The organism is Sorangium sp. So ce281 (assembly GCF_051527395.1).
Classification (GTDB): domain Bacteria; phylum Myxococcota_A; class Polyangia; order Polyangiales; family Polyangiaceae; genus Sorangium; species Sorangium cellulosum_B.
Genome location: NZ_CP150322.1, coordinates 11,303,542 through 11,323,639 on the forward strand (window position 1 = coordinate 11,303,542; position 20,098 = coordinate 11,323,639).

Genomic DNA, 20,098 nt, shown 5'->3' on the forward strand with positions numbered 1-20,098 from the left:
CTCGGGCGTACGGCAACGCCGTTCAGGCGTGCCTCGTCGTCGCGGTTCGCCTCATCGCGTAGGCGATGCCTGCCTTGAGGTTCGACCTCGTCTCGATCGTACCGAGCTCCACGCCGAGCGCGACCAGACTTTGCGCAACCGCAGGCCGGAGCCCGGTGAGGATCGCCTTGCTCCCGAGCAGCGCTACGGCTCTGGCCAGGCTCATCAGCCTGCTCGCCACGCTCGTATCCATAGTCCTGACCCCTGTGATGTCGACGATGACGACCCGCGCCGAGCTCGCCGCTACGCCCTCCATCGCGGTCTCGAGCATCTGCGCGGCTCGCTTGTCATCGATGGTCCCGATGATCGGCATCACCATGATGTCGTCCGTGATCGGAATCATCGGCGTCGACAGCTCATGCAGCCGGGCGCGCTGGGCCTGGATGATTTCTTCCTGCATCTGAACGCGCTCCTCCTGGAGGCGCTCGCGCTCCGCCAGCTCCACCTGCAGTCTGTCGTTCACCTCACGAAGCTGATCGTTGGAGATGCGAAGCTCCTCGGTACGTTCGGCGACCGCTTGCTCCAGCCTATCGTACAGCTTCGCGTTCTCGATCGAGATCGCCGCCTGAGCTGACAGGAGGCTCAGGAGCTCGAAGCGATCTTTCGTGAAGAGTCCGAGCGACAGATTGTTCTCGAGGTAGAGCACGCCGACGAGCCGACCCTGCCGAATGATAGGCATGCACATAAGCGATTTCGTCTGCCTCGCCTGGATGTATGGATCGCCGGAGAATCGGGGATCCGCGGCTGCGTTGTCCAACAGAACACTCTGTAGCGTTCGCTGCACATAGCTCACCACGGACAGCGGGACTCTGTTGCAGGAGGCGATCGGCAGGCCTTTCAGCACGTGAACCTGCTTCGGCTCCACAGTCCCCTCGGCCTCCACGAACAGCTCCTCGCCGCGGGCTAGAGCGAGCACGCCTGATTGTGCGCCAACGTTCTCGAGCACGATATTCATGAGGTTTTCCAGCAGTCTCTCGAGCACGATCTCGCTCGCCACGGCCTGCGACGCCTTGATGACGCTCAAGAGATCCAGGGCCGCCCCATCGTGAGTGGTCGTTCCCGCTACCGACGACGATTGCTCGGGCGTTTCCTCGAGCATGAGCTGAGGGAACGCGGAAACCAGGCTCTGGCACTTCGCTTTGGCGCCCCACAGCGAGTACCCTCGGTAGGCCATCGTCATGTAGTGATGGGCGATTTCTCTCCGACCCAGATCGCGGTAGAAAGACGACGCGAGCTCGCACGCGAGGGCCTCCTCGTGGATGAACCCGTGGCTCCGAGCCCCCTGGATCGCGCGGTCATAGAGCTCCATCGCCTCGATCGTGGCCCGCTTCACGCGCGCATGCTCGGCGCTCACCAGGTCGTGCTTGTGCTGGTTGTTCTCGGGAGCAGAGCGCGCCCACACCTCGAGTCTGTGTTGATTCGCCTCCACCTTGGCGAGCGCTGCGTCGCGTTCCGTCTCCGCGAGCCCCCCGAAGGCGGCGAGGATTGAGAGGGAGTAATAGAAATTGTGCTGGACCACGATGTAGATGCCGGCGACCGCGTCTTGGTACTCCTCGCCGGCACGGAGCGAATCGTAAGCATGCCTTGGATTGCCAAAGTAGTACAGCAGCATGCCCTTCGCGAGATGCAGCGAGAACATGGATGTCCTGGCTTGCCCGAGGCATGGGATCATCGTCGTCTCATCGAAGCTCTCCCCAACGAGGCTCGACTTCTCCGCTGATACCTCTCGCAACCCATGAACTAGCTGCTTCCAGATTCTGTTGTAATATATAGAGTACTGTTGGTTGAGCTTGATCGACAGCTCCACGGAGTGCTTCATCCGCAGCTCCGTGGTCGCCAGATCCACCCCCGCAAATAGCGAGTGTGTTGAATGGCGAGCCGTGCTGTAGCCAACATAGTCAATGTCGCCTGTCTCCAGGCCGACCTGAACAGCGTGCAGCAGCGGATCGATCGTCTCCTTCAAGTGGCGCTTCCAGGGATGAATGAATACATACATGGACGCGTAAATCTTGCACTCGAGCTCGACCGCGCCGAAGCGCTGGACAAGGTCGAGCGCGGCGCGGCCAAGCTCGAGCCCCACGTCGAAGTTCCCCATGAAGCCGCACTGGATGATGCCGTAAATGGCGTAAGCGAATGCGGCGATAGGAGAGTTTCCGTACTGCGTGCAGATGTCCACCATCGTGAACGCGATGGGCGGCAGCAGGTGGGGGCTCGCGAGATAGACGGCTGGAAATATGGAGGAGAGCATCTTTATCGCTGCATGCATCCGCCTGTCCGTGATCGGCGGGAGCTGGGCCAGCCGAGCCAGGTCGAGGTTCGCAGGCGGTGCCGCAGAGAGCGGAACATGGAGCATGGCGAGCACGCTCATCCCCATCTCGATGGCGTCGTGCATGCGGTTTTGTGAGATATAGAACTCGATGCGAGTCTCGTATATCCCGATCTTTTCGAAGACGTCCTTGGCGCGGGATTCGACGATCTCCGCGCATTCCTCCGCGCGCTTGAAGTTGATGGTCAGGTACTCGAGCTCGGCGAGGTCTGTGTAAACGCGGAGCGACAGCTCATGGTTCGTCTCCCAGGAGTCCTTTGGGAGAAAGGCGGCGGCGGCGCGGAGACATTGCACGCTGGGGCCGTACGCGGTCGATAGCCTCGCCTTCTGCCCAGCTCTCAGGTTGAGCGATGCGGCTTCATAGCGCTTCCCTGTGTCGACGATGAGCGGCGCGGCCATGTTGAGATGTGCGACGATCTCGTAGATGCGTTCCTCGAGCGACTCGGGCGGCGTCTGCTGGAGCATCAGCCATCCGAGCTTCAGATGAATGATTTCGCGTTCGCTCTCCGGAAGCATCCCGTATGCCGCCTGCTGCACACGGTCGTGGGAGAATTTGTACGTGGCCGAGGTCTCCTGCTCGCCGTCGAGGAACCGCGCGACCTTGTAGGCGCCGTCGACTGGGATGACGAGCCCCGCCTCTAGCGCTGCCCATAGGTTCTCCTCGGTGGCGCCCAGACCCGCGCCATCGATGAATGCGATCAGCTTCAGGTCGAATCTATTGCCTATGCATGCTGCATACCGCAGGACCCGCTGTGTGGCATCGTCCAGGCCGCCTATCATACGTATCATGAAATCGACCACGTTCTCCGCGGACGCGAATTTCTCGATTTCAGAAGAATTCCATCGCCATGCGCCCTGATCCGAACTGAAACGCAGGTGCCCTTCGCGGTTGAGGTTTGTCAGGTACTGTATTGTAAAGAATGGATTGCCGTGCGTCTTCTTGTAGATCAGCTCCGAGAGCGGGCGACATTCGTCGTGGGATGAGCCCAGTGTGTCAGATACGAGCTGATTTACGTGCTCGGGTGCTAGCGGCTTCAGCGTGAGCGTGCGCCTATTGGTGCTGACGAGCGCGCTCAGCATCATTGTCAGCGGATGCGCATCGTCGAGCTCGTTGTCGCGATAGGCGCCAATCAGCAGCAGGTAATGGATGTCGGGGTCCTCCACGAGCACGCGGAGAAGATTGAGGGATCCTGTGTCGGCCCACTGTAGATCATCCAGGAACAGAACGAGCGCTCTGGTCTTCAACGCGATCGCGCCGATGAAATTCCGGAACGTCAGGTTGAATCGATTGCGTGTTTCGGCGGGGCCTAGGGCGCGGACAGGTTCCTGCTTCCCGATGATGAGCTCGATCTCCGGGATCACCTCGGCGATCACCTGGCCGTTCGGCGACACCGCCGCGAGGATCTTGGCCTTCCAGTCGGCGAGCTCATTCCTGCTCTCCGTGAGGATCTGCCGGACGATCTCCCGCAGCGCCGCGAGCACGGCCGCGTACGGGACGTTGCGCGTGAACTGGTCGAACTTCCCGGCGGCGAAGTAGCCCGCCTCCTTCGCGATCGGCTTGTGGATCTCGTTGACCACCGCCGACTTGCCCACGCCGGAGTAGCCGGCCACGAGGACGAGCTCCGAGCGGCCACCCTCGGCCGCCTCCGGACCCGACCCGCTGATGTCCTTGAAGGCCGCCATCAACGCGCCGACCTCCTCCTGCCGGCCGTACAGCTTCTGCGATACCTGGAGCCGCGTGGGCTTGTCCTTCGTCCCCGGTACGAAGTCGACGGCCGGCGTCCCGTGCTCCAGCATGTCGAGGCAGGCCTTCAGATCGGCCTTCAGGCCGAAGGTGCTCTGATACCGATCCTCCGCCGTCTTCGAGAGCAGCTTCATGATCACCCGGGAGAGCGCCTCCGGGATCGCCGGCCGGATCAGGTGCGGCGCGACAGGCGTCTTCGCGATGTGATGGTGCACGAGCTCCAGCGGATCCGTCGTCTCGAACGGGAGGCGCCGCGTCGTGAGCTCGTAGAGCGTGACCCCGAGCGAGTAATAGTCCGAGCGGAAGTCGATCGACCGGTTCATCCGGCCCGTCTGCTCGGGCGAGATGTACTGCAGCGTGCCCTCGCCGACCGACCAGGGGTCGACGACCGCCGCGCGCTCCCCGGGCAGGAGCGAGGCGATGGAGAAGTCCGTGAGCTTCGACGTGCGCACGTCGCTGTCGACGATGATGTTGCTCGGCTTGATGTCCTTGTGGACGATGTTCCGCTCATGGATCGCCCCGAGCGTGTCCGCGAGCTGGAGCGCTATCCTCACCGCCTGCGCGAGCCCGACGCCCTGCCCGTTGCCGTCGATGATCGCCCGCAGCGAGCGGCCGGCGAAGTACTCCATGACGAGCGCGGCGTAATCGAGCCGGACCTCGAGCTCGTGGACCCGCACGACCCCATCCAGGTCGAGGTGCTTCGTGATCTCGTACTGGCGCTTCAGGATCGCCACGTTGCGGGTGCCATTGACACCCTTGCGCGCGACCTTGATGACGCACATCTTGCCCGTGCTCTTCCTCCGGCCGAGATAGACGCTGCTGCGAGCACCATCGTGCAGCGTCTCGAGCAACTCGTGATTCAACAGCTCCACCATGACGGCGACCCCCCTGGAGTGACAGGGCTATTTACCCAGCGCGGCGTTCAGTCGGTATCTCGGTCCGTGTCAAGCCGCAGTCCCCCGCTTCACGGCAGCTCCTCGGGGCGCTGAACTCAAGGAAGGCGAGAGGCGGCCGCGCGATCCGCCGGGGCAGCGAACATGCTCGGCGGGGCGCATCGCCCTACGCAATCGAAACGGACGGGTTGTGTCAAGGTCGAACCGCCGCGGCGCCGCGCGCGGATCGAGCGCTCCTGGCGGGCTCCGCCGCCGAGACGCCGCGCGTCAGGCGAGCGAAGCACGACTCGGCTCGAGGGAAGGAGCAAATGCGACACAGCGTCGCCTCGCCGCCCGGACTCACGGCGCTCCGTGGCGCAGAGGGCCGCCGGGAGCGCATCACGCGATGACGCCACGAGGAGGGGCGCCACAGTCCATTGTGGCGCACGCGCGTGCCTGTGGTGCACGCGCGTGCCGGGAACGGGGAACGGCCAACGTGCGCCAGACAAGGAGGGATTCCCTTAGGGAATTGCCTGATGCGCGGCGCGTCTCGAGGCGGTAGGCCATCGAAATGAGCGGCGATTGGCCCCTGGGAGAGAGGCAGGGAGACGCCTGACCGGTTGATCGTTGCGATGTTGTCCCGAGAACATGCGTCGCCCGGCGGGCGACAACGTGGGTCGGGTGGGTCACGTGGGTCGGGTGGGTCCATCGACGGGGCGTGGCTCGCTGTCGAGGCTCCCCGCCTGGCGGCGCCCCCGAGCGCGCCGCGGCGCCGGTCTGCCGGTCCGGAGCAGGCCATGGATCCCGCCCGTTGTGGGATACGCAGGCGTCGCGTGAGCCGATGTGGGGCGCGGCGCCCCGCCGGCGCTACTTCCCGGCGGCCGCCTCGGAGCCGGGCCGCCGAGGCTCCCGCGCGCCGGCGAACGCGGCGCCCTCGCGGCCGATCGACGGTGCGTCGGCGATGTGCCCGCGGTCGTCGAGGGTGTGGCCCATGGCGCCGAGCGCGCTCCTCAGCTCGTCGGAAAAGCCGCCCTTCTCGACGAACAGCTTGTCGGGGTAGTCCTGGTGGTGGAAGCGCGGCGCGTTGACCCCCGTGGTCACGTCGAAGCCGAAGTCGACCACGTTCGAGAGGATCTGGAACACCGCAGTGAGGATCGTCGGGCCGCCGGCGGCGCCGAGCACGAGCTCCACGCGCCCGTCCTTCCCCGTCACGATCGTCGGCGACATCGACGAGAGCATGCGCTTGCCGGGAGCGATCGAGTTGGCCTCCCCCTGCACCAGGCCGAACTGGTTCGGGGTGCCGGGCACGGCGGCGAAGTCATCCATCTCGTTGTTCAGCACGAAGCCGGCGCCGGTCACCGTCACCCCCGAGCCGTACCAGCCGTTCAGCGTCGTGGTCAGCGCGACGGCGTTGCCCTGCGCGTCGACCACCGAGAAATGCGTCGTGTGCGGGCCGCGCCCGCCCGAGTCCTTGACCGCCGCGCCGCGGGCGAGCTCGTCCGTGGGCGTCGCGCGGTCGGCCGCGATCGTGGCGCGCTGCTTCTCGGCCCACGCGACCGAGAGCAGCTCCTCCACCGGGTTCTTCACGAAATCGGGATCCCCGAGGACCTCGTTGCGCGCGAGGAACACCCGCCGCATCGCCTCGGCGACCACGTGCACGTGCGACGGCGAGTGCCAGCCGAGCCTGGCGACGTCGAGCCCGTCCAGCTGGTGCGCGATCATCGCGAGGGCGAGGCCGCCCGACGACGGGAGCGGCATCGATGCGACGCGGCGCCCGCGGTACTCGAAGACGACGGGCTCGCGCCACTTCGCCTTGTAGCCCTTGAGGTCCGCGGCCGTGATGATGCCCTTGCCCCGCCGCATCTCGGCCACGAAGAGCTCGGCGGTCTTGCCCTCGTAAAAGCCCCCGGGCCCCTTCTCCGCGATGCGCTCGAGCGTCGCCGCGAGCTCGGGCGATTTCCACGTGGCGCCGATCTCGATGGGGGCGCCGCCCGGCAGGAACAGCGCGACCGACGCCGGGAAGCGCTTGAGCTTGCCCGACGCGGCCTTGACCGTCGTCGCGAAGTTCTCGTCGACCGGGAAGCCCTCCTTCGCGAGCCGGATCGCGGGCGCGACGAGCTCGGCCCAGGTCTTCTTCTTGGAGCCGAGCTTGTCGTACGCTTCCCAGAGCCCCGCCACGCTGCCGGGCACGCCGACCGCGAGGTGGCCGACGCGCGCGCTCTCCGTGGCCTTGCCGTCCTTGCCCCGGTACATGTCGTGGGTCGCCTTGCCCGGCGCGGTCTCGCGGAAGTCGAGCGCGTGCTCCTTGTCGCCGACGCGCGCGACCATGAACCCGCCGCCGCCGAGGTTGCCGGCCGTCGGGTGCACCACGGCCAGCGCGAACGCCGTCGCGACCGCCGCGTCGACGGCGTTGCCGCCCGAGGCGAGGACCTCCGCGCCCACCTTCGTGGCGAGGCCGGCGTCGCTCGTGACCATCGAGGGGCCGCGGACCGGCGGCGCGCCCTCGGGGTAAGGCCACCCGGCGGGGAACCGCGACGCCGGCGTGGCCGGCGCGGGCGCGGGCGCAGGCGCCGAGGCCGGGGCGGCGCTCGGCGACGGGGGCGGGGGCGGCGCGGGCGGAGGAGGCGGGACGGCGGCCTCGCAGCCCGCGAGGAGGACGACGGCGAGCAATCGATGCCAGGCGCGGAGCTTCATCGCGGCGGCTTATAGCCCAGGCCCCGCGCCGCTCGAAGGCCGGAGGCGCGGCCGCGCGAGCGCGGCCGGAGGGTTCTCCACGGGGATCCGTCACAGCTGTTCGGGCATCTGCTGATCAGCTGTACCGCTCTCTGGCGAACGAGAGAGCGACGCGCCGTACAGGGCGCGTGGAGCATGGGCTCGTACCGAGGCGCCCGGGGACGCCTCCCGGCGCCGCGAAGTGATCGGTCTTGGTCGTTGGCTTGGGGGCTTCGCCCCGCTTGGGTATGATCGGCCCCGGATGTTTCCGACGGAGCCCGCTCCCGAGACGATTGGGGCCTACAAGATTCTCCGGCGCCTGTCCGGTTCTGGGCCTACCAGCGTCTATCTCGGGCGACTGGATGGGCCGCTCGGGTTTCGCCGCGTCTGCGTGCTGAAGCTCGTCCCGAACACCGCCGAGGGTGACCCGCGCTTCGCCGACGAGCTCGCCCGCGAGGCGTCGATCTGCGCGACGATGAACCACCCGGCGATCGTGCGGATGTTCGACTTCTTCGAGCACGCCGGCCGGCTCGTCCTCGTGCTCGAGCACGTCGAGGGCGTGAACCTCAATCGGCTGCACCAGCACCTCGCGTCGCGGCAGCAGAAGCTCGCCGACGCGGCGGTCTACTACCTGGTCCACTGCATCGCCGGGGCGCTCGCGCACGCGCACGGGTCCGTCGACGAGCACGGCAGCCCCACGCCGATCATCCATCGCAACCTCCACCCGGAGAACATCGTGATCGGGTGGGACGGGCAGGTGCGGCTGACGGGGTTCGGCATCGGCAAGATCCTCGGGCGCACGCCGGATACGATCGCGGGCGTGGTCAAGGGCGCGCCGGGCTACATGGCGCCCGAGCAGGCGCGCGCCGAGCGCGTCACGGTGAAGGCCGATATCTATGGCGTGGGGCTCTTGCTCTGGTCGTTGCTCACGGGGCGGCGGCCGCCCGCGGACGGCACGCGACCGCAGGCGATCGCCACGATCCGGCCGGAGATCCCGCGCCCGATCGTGGCGCTGCTCGACACGGCCCTCGCGCCGGCGCCGGACGATCGGAAGATCACCGTCCACGAGATCGAGCAGGCGCTCGCGAAGGTCGCTCGCCCGGAGAAGGGGAAGGCCGAGCTCGTGACGCGCGTGCAATCGGCGCACGCGACGATCGAGATCGAGGACGCGGATCACGAGGAGGACCGGCGGCCGACGATCCCGGTCAAGGGCAAGGGAGGTCAGACCGCGAGGCCCGCGGCGGACGCGGCGAAGCGGCTCGCGAAGGATCTCTTCGCCAGGGATCAGGCGGCCAGGGACGGCGGCGCCGCGAGGCTGCGGACTCCCGGCGCGCAGGCGAAGACCGCGCCTCCCTCGGCGGGGGCGTCCGAGGCGCTGATCGGGTCGGCGCGGCAGGACGGCAAGGCGTCGATCGGCGCGCCCGAGCCGATCACGATCCCGGTGCCGGCGGCGTCCGAGGTGAGGGGCGACGGCGCGAAGGGCGTCGACGGACGAAGGCCCGCGCTGCCGGATCGCGAGACGTTCGGCCGCCTGTTCGAGGCGTCGAAGCGCGCGGCGGAGCGCGACGCGGCGGCGGTCGACGAGGGGCCGCCGGAGGGCGGGCCGCCGACGTTGACCGAGGTCGATCCGATATTCGAGGAGGACGGCACGACGATGCCTGGCACGGGCGCGGAGGTGGCCCGCTTCGTGCCGACCACCTCGGTGATCCCGGAGGCGATCCGCTTCGGTCCGCCGCCGGCCCTCCCGGCGGATCTCGCGCCCGCGTTCCTGGGGGCGCCGCCCAAGCCGCCTTCCGGCTCGCCGGTGACCCCCTCTGGCGTGACCGTGCCCATGGGCGCAACGGGGCTGACGCCGTCCGGGGTGACGGTGCCGCTGGACGGCTCATCGGGCCTGACGCCGCCCGGGGGCGTGCCGTACCCGAGGCCGAGCGCGGAGGGTCGCGGCGGCTCTCCGGTGGAGTCGTCGCCCCCGGCCGGCGCGTCGTCGCGGCGCCCGCGGCTGCCTGCGCTGGCATGGCAAGCGCCGCGTTCGCTGTCGCCCGCCGGGACGATCGCGGTGTCGGCGATCACGGCGACGGTGGTGGCGGGGCTCTGGATCTACGTGGCGCGGCGGGATCCGCCCGAGCCGGCTGTCGCGGTGGACCTGGCGCCCGCGATCGTCGAGCCCGTCGCCGCGGCGACGTCCGCGGCGAGCGAGTCGCCCCCCATGAAGAAGGCTCCGGCCGGGAAGGCGCAGGCGGCGAAGACGCTCTCAGCCAAGGAGGCCGCGGCGGCGAAGGAGGTCGCGGCCAAGGAGGCGGCGGCGGCGAAGGAAGCCGCGGCGAAGGAGGCCGCGGCGGCGAAGGAGGCCGCGGCGAAGGAGGCGGCGGCGGCGAAGGAAGCCGCGGCGAAGGAGGCCGCGGCGGCGAAGGAGGCCGCGGCGAAGGAGGCGGCGGCGGCGAAGGAGGCCGCGGCGAAGGAGGCGGCGGCGGCGAAGGAGGCCGCGGCGAAGGAGGCCGCGAGCCAGGCGCGGCAGGGGGGCAATCCTGCGTCGCTGCCCAAGGATCAGGGCCTGCTCACGGTGGGGTTTCCGCAGCCGGGGAGCGTCTACATGACCGGCAAGTACGCGGGGGATGTGAACCAGGCGCTGGCCGTGCGCTGCGGCCGCTTCTTCGTGCGCGTCGGCCGGGTCGGGAAGACGAAGTTCCCCGAGTGGCTCAGCGCGGGTGTGACAGCGCAGGTGCCGTGCCAGGGGGCCACGAGCATCGATATCAAGCCGAGCACACCGCCGAAGGCGAAGAAGAAGCGGTAGCCCGGGGCTCGGCGCCCAGGCCGCCTCGGCGCGGCGGCCGGAGCCCTCTGCCTTCTGCGGCGATGGCGCGATGGCCGCGCGCTGCACCCCTATTTCATACGGACTTGCGGTCGACGCGCGACGCGCCCCCACGACGCTCGGGGCGGCGCGCGCCGCTCAGGCGGCGTCGATCGTCCTGAGCAGGGCGTCGAGCTCGAACGGCTTGCTGAGCACCTCGCGCGCGTGCGCCGGCATCGGCTGCTTGATGTTCGACGCCGCGGTCATGATGACGACGGGGATCTCCTCCAGCGCGGGGACCGCGCAGAGCTCGTCGCACACCTTCCAGCCGTTCATCTTCGGCATCATCAGGTCGAGCAGGATCACTCCGGGCCGCTCGCCGTCGAGGAGCCGCTCGAGCGCCTCTCGCCCGCTGAAGAAAGGCGTCGCCTCATAACCGAGGTCGCGCAGCGTCTCGGCCAGGGTCGTCGCCAGATCCACGTCGTCATCGATGATCAGGATAGACTTGCTCATGTGGGAAGAGGGCGTTCGCTGGTGAATGCGGGGCCGGCGTCGAGGCCGCTCGGCGCGGAGGTGCGGCCTCGCAGCCCCGAGATTGCATGGGCTCCCATTGCATTTGCTAGTAGGACGCCGCGTGGCCGCAAGGAGAAACGCGGCAGAGTCAGGCGCATGCGCTCGCCTTGCGCGCTTGCCCGGCTGCTCAGCGCGGCGCGCGGAGCACGTCGCGTGCGTGCGTCGACCCGCGGCCTTGCTCTATGCTGCGACGCCATGCTGGACACGCGGGAGTTGCCGCTGCTCCGGGCCCTCGCGGCCCGGTACCCGACGACCGAGGCCGCGCTCTCGGAGATCGGCCATCTGCGGGCGATCCTGTCGCTCCCGAAGGGGACGGTGCACGTGGTCAGCGACGTCCACGGCGAGCACAGGAAGCTGAAGCACATCATCAACAACGCTTCGGGGAGCCTGCGGCCGCTGGTCGAGCGGGTCTTCGGCGACCGGCTCACGGCGGCCGAGGAGCGCGCGCTGCTCTCGGCCGTCTACTACCCTCGCGAGAGCCATGCCCGCGTCGCGTCCCGCAGCGAGGGGGAGCGGCGGGACTTCCTGCTCTGGACGCTCGCGCGCGAGATCGAGGTCATCCGCCAGCTGTCGCTGCGCTACACGCTCCGCCAGGTGGAGGCGGCGTTCCCGGAGGACATGCGGGGCCTGCTCCGCGAGCTCGTGTCGGCGCGCGCCACCCTCGGCGAGGGCGGCTACCTCGACGCGCTCATCGATCCGTTCGTGCAGCACGGCCGCGAGATCGAGATCTTGCGCGCCACGGCGCGCGCCATCCGGAACCTGACCGTCTTCGAGCTCGTGGTGGCCGGCGATCTCGGCGATCGCGGCCCCCGCCTCGACAAGGTGATCGAGTACCTGATGCGCCAGCCGCGCGTGCGGGTCGTGTGGGGCAACCACGACGTGAGCTGGATGGGCGCGAGCCTCGGCCAGGAGGCGCTCATCGCCACGGTCGTCCGGCTCTCGCTGCGGTACGGGCGCCTGTCGCAGCTGGAAGAGGGCTTTGGCATCTCCGTGGCGCCGCTCGATCGGCTCGCGCGCACGGCCTACGCCGACGATCCGGCGGAGCGCTTCGCGGTCCGCGGCGAGGGCCTGCGCGACGCCCTCCTGATGGCGCGGATGCAGAAGGCCGCGGCCGTCCTGCAGTTCAAGCTGGAGGGGCAGCTCTGCCGGCGCCGCCCGGAGTACGCGCTCGAGCACCGCTGCCTGCTCCATCGCATCGACGCGCGCGCGGGCACGGTCGCGATCGACGGCGAGGTGTTTCCGCTGCTCGACGCGCGCTTCCCGACGCTCGACCCCGGCGATCCGTACGCGCTGACGCCGGACGAGGCGGCGTGCGTCGCCCTTCTGAAGGAGTCTTTCCTGAGGAGCCCGGCGCTGTCCCGCCAGATGCGCTGGATGGTGCAGCAGGGGACGACGTGGCTCAGGCGCGATCGGGCGCTCATCTTCCACGGCTGTGTCCCGGTGGACGGCGAGGGAGAGCTCCTTCCTTTCGTGGTGGACGGCGAGGTTCGCCGCGGCAGGGCGCTGTTCGACGCGCTGGAGCGGACGGTGCGCCGGGCCTTCCGGGCGGGCGCGCAGGAGGACGTCGACATGCTCTGGTACCTCTGGACCGGGCCGCTCTCGCCCATGTTCGGCAAGGACCGGATGACGACGTTCGAGTCGTATTTCGTCGCCGACGAGAGGACGCACAGGGAGACGAAGAACCCTTATTTCCACCTGATCCACGGCGCCGCGTTCTGCGGCCGGGTGTGCCGCGAGTTCGGTGTGGACGAGGAGCGCGGGCTCATCGTGAACGGGCACGTGCCGGTCCGGGTCGAGCGGGGGGAGTCGCCGATCAAGGCGTCGCGCCGCGCGGTGACGATCGATGGGGCGTTCTCGGAGGCGTACGGCGACAAGGGGTACACGCTCGTGCTCGAGGCGAGCGGGGCGCGCCTCGCGCAGCACCACCATTTCACGTCGGTCGAGCAGGCCGTGGAGGCGGGGGAGGACATCATCCCCGTGATCTCGGACGTGGAGGTCTACGAGGCCGAGCGCCGGGTGGGAGACACCGAGAAGGGGGAGGAGCTCGAGCGGGAGATCGAGATCCTGGAGCGGCTCATCGACGCGTATCGAGACGGAGCGCTCCTGGAGCAGCCGAGGTGACGTGAGGCGCGGCGGGGACCGGGCCTCCTCGGATCAGTCGAGCTGACCGTCCAGGATCCAGTCCTCGAGGGTCTTCTGCTCCTCCGCGGTCAGGCAGGCAGAATTCGCGGCGTCGAGCGTCGGGTCGCCGGTGCATCCGCGGTTGCGCGGCATGCGGGTGGCTGAGTCGAGGCCGTGGATGCGGATGATGGTGCATCCCCCCTGCGTCCTCGGAACTTCACCCGCGTCCACGGCGCACTGCTCCGAGCTCGAGGCAAGCAGCGAGGACTCGTAGGTGATGGCGAAGCCGCTGGCCGGCGCGGGATCCGTGCGGGTGTGGCAGGGCGAGCACTTCGCCAGCAGGATCGGCTCCACGTCGGACCACCGTACGGGCTCGCCGTCATCGCCGCCCGCGCCGCCGGTGCCGGGAGCGCCGCCTGTGCCGCCCGCGCCGCCTGTGCCGGGAGCGCCGCCTGCGCCGCCCTCGCCGCCTGTGCCGGGAGCGCCGCCTGCGCCGCCCTCGCCGCCTGTGCCGGGAGCGCCGCCTGCGCCGCCCTCGCCGCCTGTGCCGGGAGCGCCGCCTGCGCCGCCCTCGCCGCCTGTGCCAGGAGCGCCGCCTGCGCCGCCCTCGCCGCCTGTGCCAGGAGCGCCGCCTGCGCCGCCCTCGCCGCCTGTGCCAGGAGCGCCGCCTGCGCCGCCCGCGCCGCCTGTGCCAGGAGCGCCGCCTGCGCCGCCCTCGCCGCCTGTGCCGCTGGTGGTGCCGCCGCCAGTTCCTGCGCTGGTGCTGGTGGAGGTGCCGCCGCCGGCCTCACCGCCTGCGCCGCCTGCGCCAAAGCTGACCTCGTCGTCACCGCACGCGGCGAGCGCGAGGAGCAGCGTACCGGTGGTCATGAAGAGACGAATGGAAGTGCGCGGGATAAAGACCATGCGCGGAGAATAGGCACGTGCAGTCTCGCGGGTAAATGCTGCCGCGCAGGCGTCACGATTCTATCATTGTTCCCTTGGCGGAATATGCTTCCGCTGAATCGCGACGGTAGACGCTTCGGCTCGCCCGTCGGCCCGTGCTGCGTGAGCCCATGGCTCTGTCCGCTGACCCCGCTGCGTTGACCGCGTCGATCGCGCCGCACCCCGCTGGAATCAGCATTGCGGGGGGTCGACCGCGCGTGGGCGGGCTCGACGAGCTGGCGCTTGCGCGCGGCGTGGTGCCGCCGTTGCCTCGTATCCCCGTGGTGCCACGGCTCATGATAGCTGTTCACCGTCCTCTTCATGATGGAGCGCTGAGCGCCGACCCCCTCGACAACCGACGAAACGCAGCCAACGTCAACCGCGCTGAGCGTCTCTCGTCATCGCGCGGACACATGCGCTCCTCCCTGTCTCCTCGCGCGGCCTCTCGATCCTCGGATCGGAGATGATGTGCTCGACCCCGGTGAGCCCGCATCCATCGATGAGCCCGTCGCGTCCTCGCTCGTGCACGGGTTGTCGCGTTATGCCACGGGTGGATTACCGCGCTGCGCCATCGGGTTTGTATATTGCGGCCCGACTCGGACTATGGTTAACCGGTGGCGTCCCAGGACGCACCGTGTCATCCGGCGCGCCACGAGGCACGAGGGAGGCCTGGCTCGGGCTCATGGCGACGGCGGCGAGGACGCGGCGGCGACGCGCGCATGGTCACGCGGTCACGCGGGCGAACCCTCGTCCGCGGCGTGAGGGGGGCTTGCGTGCGGGTGGAGTCATGGATTAGAACGTTCCCTTCCTGTCTTATATTTCTTACACGTCCCGATCGACGCTTTGCTCGACTGTCACAATTCACCCTTAAAGCCCATCCTTCATCTCATCGACAAGAGAGGGGAGCACCCATGCGCCTCACACGGTATGCAACTTGGATCATGGCGGCGGCTGTCGTTCTCGCGCCGGCCGCCTGCGGTGACGACACGTCCGACAACGCGACCAGCTCCGGAGCCAGCTCCGGCGCCGGCGCTGGCTCCGGAAGCGGCTCCGGCGCCGGCGCTGGCTCCGGAAGCGGCTCCGGCGCTGGTGCTGGCTCCGGCGCCGGCGCCGGCTCCTCCGGCAGCGGCTCCGGGACCGGTGGCGGCGGCACCGGCGGCAGCGACAGCACCGGCGGCGGCGGCAGCGGCGCCGGGGACAGCGTCGGCCTCTTGCCCTGCGACAACGGCTGGCCCGAGGTGCGGAGCGCGATCGCGCAGGATCCGGCGATCGAGGCGGCCATCACCGAGCTGCTCGGCAAGATGAAGGTGGAGGAGAAGGTCGGCCAGATGGTGCAGGCCGAGATCCAGAAGATCACGCCGGCCGAGGTGAAGCAGTACAACATCGGCTCCGTGCTGAACGGCGGCGGCTCCTGGCCGGGGAAGAACAAGAACGCCACGGCGGCGGACTGGGTGAAGCTCGCCGACGACTTCTACAACGCCTCGGTGGACACCAGCGGTGGCCGCGTGGCCATCCCGATCATCTGGGGCATCGACGCGGTGCACGGGAACAACAATGTCCGCGGCGCCACGCTCTTCCCGCACAACATCGGCCTCGGCGCGGCCCACGACCCCGAGCTGCTCGAGCGCATCGGCGCCGCGACGGCCAAGGAGGTCCTCGCGACCGGGCTCGACTGGACCTTCGCGCCGACGCTCGCGACCGTGCGCGACGACCGCTGGGGCCGCACGTACGAGGGCTACTCGGAGGATCCCGAGATCGTGAACGCCTATGCGGGCCGGGTCGTGCAGGGCATCCAGGGCGCCGCGAACAGCCCTGATCTCCTCGGCGCGACGCGCGTCATCGCGACGGCCAAACACTTCATCGGTGACGGCGGCACGGACAAGGGCGATGACCAGGGGAACAACCTCGCCTCCGACACCGAGCTGTGCACGATCCACGGGCAGGGCTACCTGTCCGCCATCCCGGCGGGCGCGCAGACGGTCATGGCGTCGTACAACAGCATTCGCGGCCAGAAGATGCACGGGAAGGGCGATCTGCTCACCGGGGTGCTGAAGGACAAGCTCCACTTCGACGGGTTCGTCATCGGCGACTGGAACGGTCATGGCCAGGTGTCGGGCTGCACCAACGCCTCGTGCGCCGCCTCGATCAACGCTGGTGTGGACATGATCATGGTCCCGGACGACTGGAAGGCGTTCTACGAGAACACCCTCAGCCAGGTGAAGGGGGGCCAGATCTCGATGGCGCGGGTCGACGACGCCGTGACGCGGATCTTGCGGGTCAAGATGCGGGCGGGGCTCCTCGGCCCGAAGAAGACCAAGCAGGCGCCGTCGAAGCGGATGTTCGCGGGAGATCAGTCGGTGCTCGGGCAAGCGGAGCACCGGGCCCTCGCGCGCGAGGCGGTCCGGAAGTCTCTTGTCCTCCTCAAGAACGCCGGCGGGGTCCTGCCCCTCGCCGCGTCGGCCAAGGTGCTCGTCGCGGGCAAATCCGCGGACAGCATCTCGAACCAGTGCGGCGGCTGGTCGCGGACGTGGCAGGGCACCGACCTGACGGACGCCGACTTCCCCGGCGCGACGTCGATCTTCAAGGGGATCCAGGACCTGGTGTCGGCCGGCGGCGGGCAGGCGATGCTGAGCGCCAACGGCTCCGCCGCCAATTCGGGGAACTTCGACGCGGCGATCGTGGTGATCGGCGAGACGCCCTATGCCGAGATGTACGGGGACATCCAGCTCGCGACGGACGACACGCCGCACGCGAAGACGCTGGAGCACGCGGTCTTCCACCCCGAGGATCTGCAGGTCCTCCAGGCGATCCGCACGGCCAAGCCGGATCTGCCGATCGTGACGGTCTTTCTGTCGGGCCGTCCGCTCTACGTCAACAAGGAGCTGAACCGCTCGGACGCCTTCGTGGCCGCGTGGCTCCCGGGCTCCGAGGGCGGCGGCGTGGCCGACGTGCTGTTCGGCAAGCAGCAGTTCCAGGGCAAGCTCTCGTTCTCCTGGCCTGCGACCGATTGCCAGCGGGTCAACCGCGGGGAAGACGGCGCGCTGTTCCCGTACGGCTTCGGCCTGACGACGGAGAACAAGGACACGCCTGCGGCGCTCCCGGAAGCGTCCACCGCGAGCGGCTGCAACTGATCCCATCCTCCGCGCCGCTGCCGCTCTCCCAACTCTCCGCAGCGGCGGCGGCGTTCGTGCGATAGGCCGAGGGACCCAGCCCGCCGCGCGGCGGGCCGGGTCTCCGTGAACAGCGCGTCACGCGCCGCCGCCTCGCGCGGTCGTGAGCACCACCTTGCCCGTGGTCGCGCGGGACGCGACCGCCTTCATGGCCGCCTTCGCCTCCGCCATCGGCGGCGCGGCCGAGACGAGCGGCTTGATCGCGCCCTGGCCGTAGAGCGCGTAGAGCTCGTCTTGCGCCCTCCGCGTGAGATCGGGCCGGGCGCGGCTGTAGGTGCCCCAGTAGAGGCCGACGACCGAATAGTTCTTCACGAGCAGGTGGTTCGCGCGCGCCGCGGGGATGCGGCCGGAGGCGAAGCCGATCACCACGATGCGGCCCTCGAAGGCGACGCATTTCGTCGATTGATCGAAGACGTCGCCGCCGACGGGGTCGAAGACGATATCGGCGCCCCGGCCCGAGGTCCGCTCCTTCACGACGGCGACGAAGTCCTCGCGCCGGTAGTCGATCGCGACGTCCGCCCCGAGGGCGCGGCAGACCGCCGTCTTCTGCTCGCCGCCGGCGGTCGCGATGACGGTCGCGCCGGCCGCCTTGGCGAGCTGGATCGCCGCGCTGCCGACGCCGCCCGCGCCGGCGTGCACGAGGACCGTGTCGCCCGGCTGGACGCCGGCGCGACGGTGGAGCGCGAAATAGCCTGTCTGGTAGGTGATGGTCATCGCCGCGGCGTCCTCGAACGGCATCGCGTCCGGGAGCGCATAGGTGGTGCGCGGCCCCGCGATCGCGCGCGTCGCGTACCCCCCCGAGCCGGGGAGCGTCGCGGCCACGCGGGCGCCCGGCGGGAGGGACGGCTCGCGGCTCTCGACGACGACGCCGGCGACCTCGAAGCCGGGGATGAACGGCGGAGTCGGCTTGACCTGGTGCGCGCCCGCCGTGAAGAGCACGTCGGGGAAGTTGATCGCGGCGGCGGCCACCTCGATCCGGACCTCCCCCTCGGCGAGCGGGGGGTCGTCCACCTCTTCCCAGACGAGGATCTCGGGGGGACCGAAGGCGTGTCCGCGCCAGGCATGCATGCCCGCGGACCTTAGCAGAAAGCCCGGGCGGCCCGGCGGCGCCGCCTCGCGCGCCGGGGATCCCCCGCGGGATCGCCGGCGCGCGCGCGATCAGCGGACGATCTCGATCGGCAGCTTCGCCGTCACGGAGCCCTGCTCCTGCCCGTCGAACGTCACCTCGACATCGTAGGTCCCCGGCGCGAAGAACTCGTCTTCCGGGTTGTCCGTGTCCGATGGCCCGCTCCACTGCCGCCCCGACCAGGAGATCGTGTGCGTCGCCGCCGTCGCGTCGACCTGCACGTTCGCCGCGGCGTCGGGAGCGCAACACCCGGTGTCGCAGAGGCAGTACTGCTGTGGATCCCCCGCCGTCGACAGCCCGGTGATCTGGTACGTGACGAACGAGCGCGGATCCGCGCTCGGCACGACGCAGTGCCCGCACCCGTCGGAGGCCGCGATCTCGATCGGAGGGACGCTCGAGTCGGTCGTGACCGTGTAGACGAACTCCGCTGGCTCGCCCCTCCAGTAGACGCAGCGGCTCGACTCGATCGATATCGTCACGCCCGGGATCGTGCCCTGGACGTCGCGCACCGCGCACGGCTCGGCCCCCGGCGGCAGCCCGCGGTCGCCGCCGCTGCTGCTGCTCGCGCCGTCGCCGCCGCTCCCGCCGCCCTCCTTGCCGCCGCCGCATCCGGTCGCGCACGCGGCGGACAGCAAGGCTATCGCCAGAGCTCGAAGCATGTCGTTTGCCATTCCCTCACCTCTCCCTCCTTCGCGCCACGCCGCCTGTCTGCGGCGGCGCGCGATCGGCAGCAAGGGAGATGCTCCGCGAGGCGCGCGCGGGCTCCGGAGGGACAGGCCGTGGCGCGCGCCACCCCGGGGCGCCGACTGTGCCACCCTGGGCCACGGCCTGCCTGCGGGCGCCGCGTCGGCCGTGCTTCAGGGGTAGATCTCGATCGGCAGCTTCGCCGTCACGGAGCCCTGCTCCTGCCCGTCGAACGTCACCTCGACATCGTAGCTCCCCGCCCGGAAGAAGGCGCCCTCCGGGTTGCTCGTGTCGGACGGCCCGGTCCACTGCCGCCCGGACCAGCGGATCGTCTGCGTCACCGTCGTCGCGTCGACCTGCACGGTCACCGCCTCGTCGGGAGCGCAGCAGCCCACGTCGCACAGGCAGTAGAGCTGCGGTTGCGGATCGGCGCCCCACGAGAGGCCGCTGATCTTGTAGGAGACGAACGAGAGCGGATCGCTCGTCGGTTCGACGCAGCGCCCGCAGCCGGTGGAGGCCGCGACGTCGATCGGGGGGACGCTCGAGTCGGTCGTGACCGTGAAGATGAACTCCGCCGGCTCTCGTTCGTGGTAGGAGCACCGGCGCGACTCGATCGATATCTTCACGCCGGGGATCGTGCCCTCGACGTCGCGCACCTCGCACGGCCAGTCCGACAGGTCGATGCAGCCGCCGCCGCTGCCGTCGCCGCAGCCGCCGGTGCCGTCCTCGCCGCTGTCGTCGTCACCGCCGCTGCCGCTGTCGTCGCCGCCGCTGCCGCCGTTGTGGCCGCCGCTTCCGCCGGTGCCGTCCTCGCCGCCGCCGCTGCTGCTGGCGCCGCTGCCGCCGTTGCCGCCGCTGGCGTCAACGCCGTCATTCACGCTGCTCTTGCATCCCATCAGGCACGCACCGGACAGCAGGGCTGCCGCCAGCACGCGAAGCACGTCGCTCGTCATCGCATCACCTCGTGGCTCCGCCACCGAACCTCGCGCGCGGCGGCGCGGGGCGTGCAGCAAAAGGGG

Annotated in this window: 10 protein-coding genes; 3 read left to right on the forward strand and 7 right to left on the reverse strand. The window is 69.6% G+C overall.

What is annotated here, in order from left to right:
- Window positions 1-22 precede the first annotated feature (22 nt).
- On the reverse strand, window positions 23-4,984 hold the full coding sequence (locus WMF27_RS43370; RefSeq protein ID WP_437763006.1) for an AAA family ATPase: 4,962 nt from the start codon (window positions 4,982-4,984) through the stop codon (window positions 23-25).
- Between the two features lie 864 nt (window positions 4,985-5,848).
- On the reverse strand, window positions 5,849-7,675 hold the full coding sequence (ggt, locus tag WMF27_RS43375; RefSeq protein ID WP_437763005.1) for a gamma-glutamyltransferase: 1,827 nt from the start codon (window positions 7,673-7,675) through the stop codon (window positions 5,849-5,851).
- A gap of 280 nt (window positions 7,676-7,955) precedes the next feature.
- Between ggt and WMF27_RS43380 the strand changes: the two genes are divergently transcribed.
- Window positions 7,956-10,484, forward strand: coding sequence for a protein kinase domain-containing protein (locus tag WMF27_RS43380; RefSeq protein ID WP_437763004.1), 2,529 nt, complete (start codon window positions 7,956-7,958; stop codon window positions 10,482-10,484).
- Window positions 10,485-10,640: 156 nt separating this feature from the next.
- On the opposite strand, the gene WMF27_RS43385 is transcribed toward WMF27_RS43380, so the two are convergent.
- Complete coding sequence (locus WMF27_RS43385; RefSeq protein ID WP_437763003.1) at window positions 10,641-10,994, reverse strand: response regulator; 354 nt, start codon at window positions 10,992-10,994, stop codon at window positions 10,641-10,643.
- Window positions 10,995-11,249: 255 nt separating this feature from the next.
- Between WMF27_RS43385 and WMF27_RS43390 the strand changes: the two genes are divergently transcribed.
- Complete coding sequence (locus tag WMF27_RS43390; RefSeq protein WP_437763002.1) at window positions 11,250-13,175, forward strand: fructose-bisphosphatase class III; 1,926 nt, start codon at window positions 11,250-11,252, stop codon at window positions 13,173-13,175.
- A gap of 33 nt (window positions 13,176-13,208) precedes the next feature.
- On the opposite strand, the gene WMF27_RS43395 is transcribed toward WMF27_RS43390, so the two are convergent.
- Complete coding sequence (locus WMF27_RS43395) at window positions 13,209-14,045, reverse strand: hypothetical protein (RefSeq protein WP_437763001.1); 837 nt, start codon at window positions 14,043-14,045, stop codon at window positions 13,209-13,211.
- Between the two features lie 965 nt (window positions 14,046-15,010).
- On the opposite strand from WMF27_RS43395, the gene WMF27_RS43400 reads away from it, so the two are divergent.
- Complete coding sequence (locus WMF27_RS43400) at window positions 15,011-17,230, forward strand: glycoside hydrolase family 3 protein (RefSeq protein WP_437763000.1); 2,220 nt, start codon at window positions 15,011-15,013, stop codon at window positions 17,228-17,230.
- Between the two features lie 117 nt (window positions 17,231-17,347).
- Here WMF27_RS43400 and WMF27_RS43405 read toward each other — a convergent pair whose 3' ends face one another.
- The 3 genes from WMF27_RS43405 to WMF27_RS43415 form a co-directional block, all read right to left on the reverse strand.
- Complete coding sequence (locus WMF27_RS43405) at window positions 17,348-18,337, reverse strand: NADPH:quinone oxidoreductase family protein (protein ID WP_437762999.1); 990 nt, start codon at window positions 18,335-18,337, stop codon at window positions 17,348-17,350.
- Between the two features lie 90 nt (window positions 18,338-18,427).
- A complete protein-coding gene (locus WMF27_RS43410; protein WP_437762998.1) occupies window positions 18,428-19,054 on the reverse strand; it encodes a hypothetical protein in 627 nt (208 codons plus the stop codon).
- A 198-nt stretch (window positions 19,055-19,252) separates the two neighbouring features.
- Complete coding sequence (locus WMF27_RS43415) at window positions 19,253-20,032, reverse strand: hypothetical protein (RefSeq protein WP_437762997.1); 780 nt, start codon at window positions 20,030-20,032, stop codon at window positions 19,253-19,255.
- Window positions 20,033-20,098: the final 66 nt, after the last annotated feature.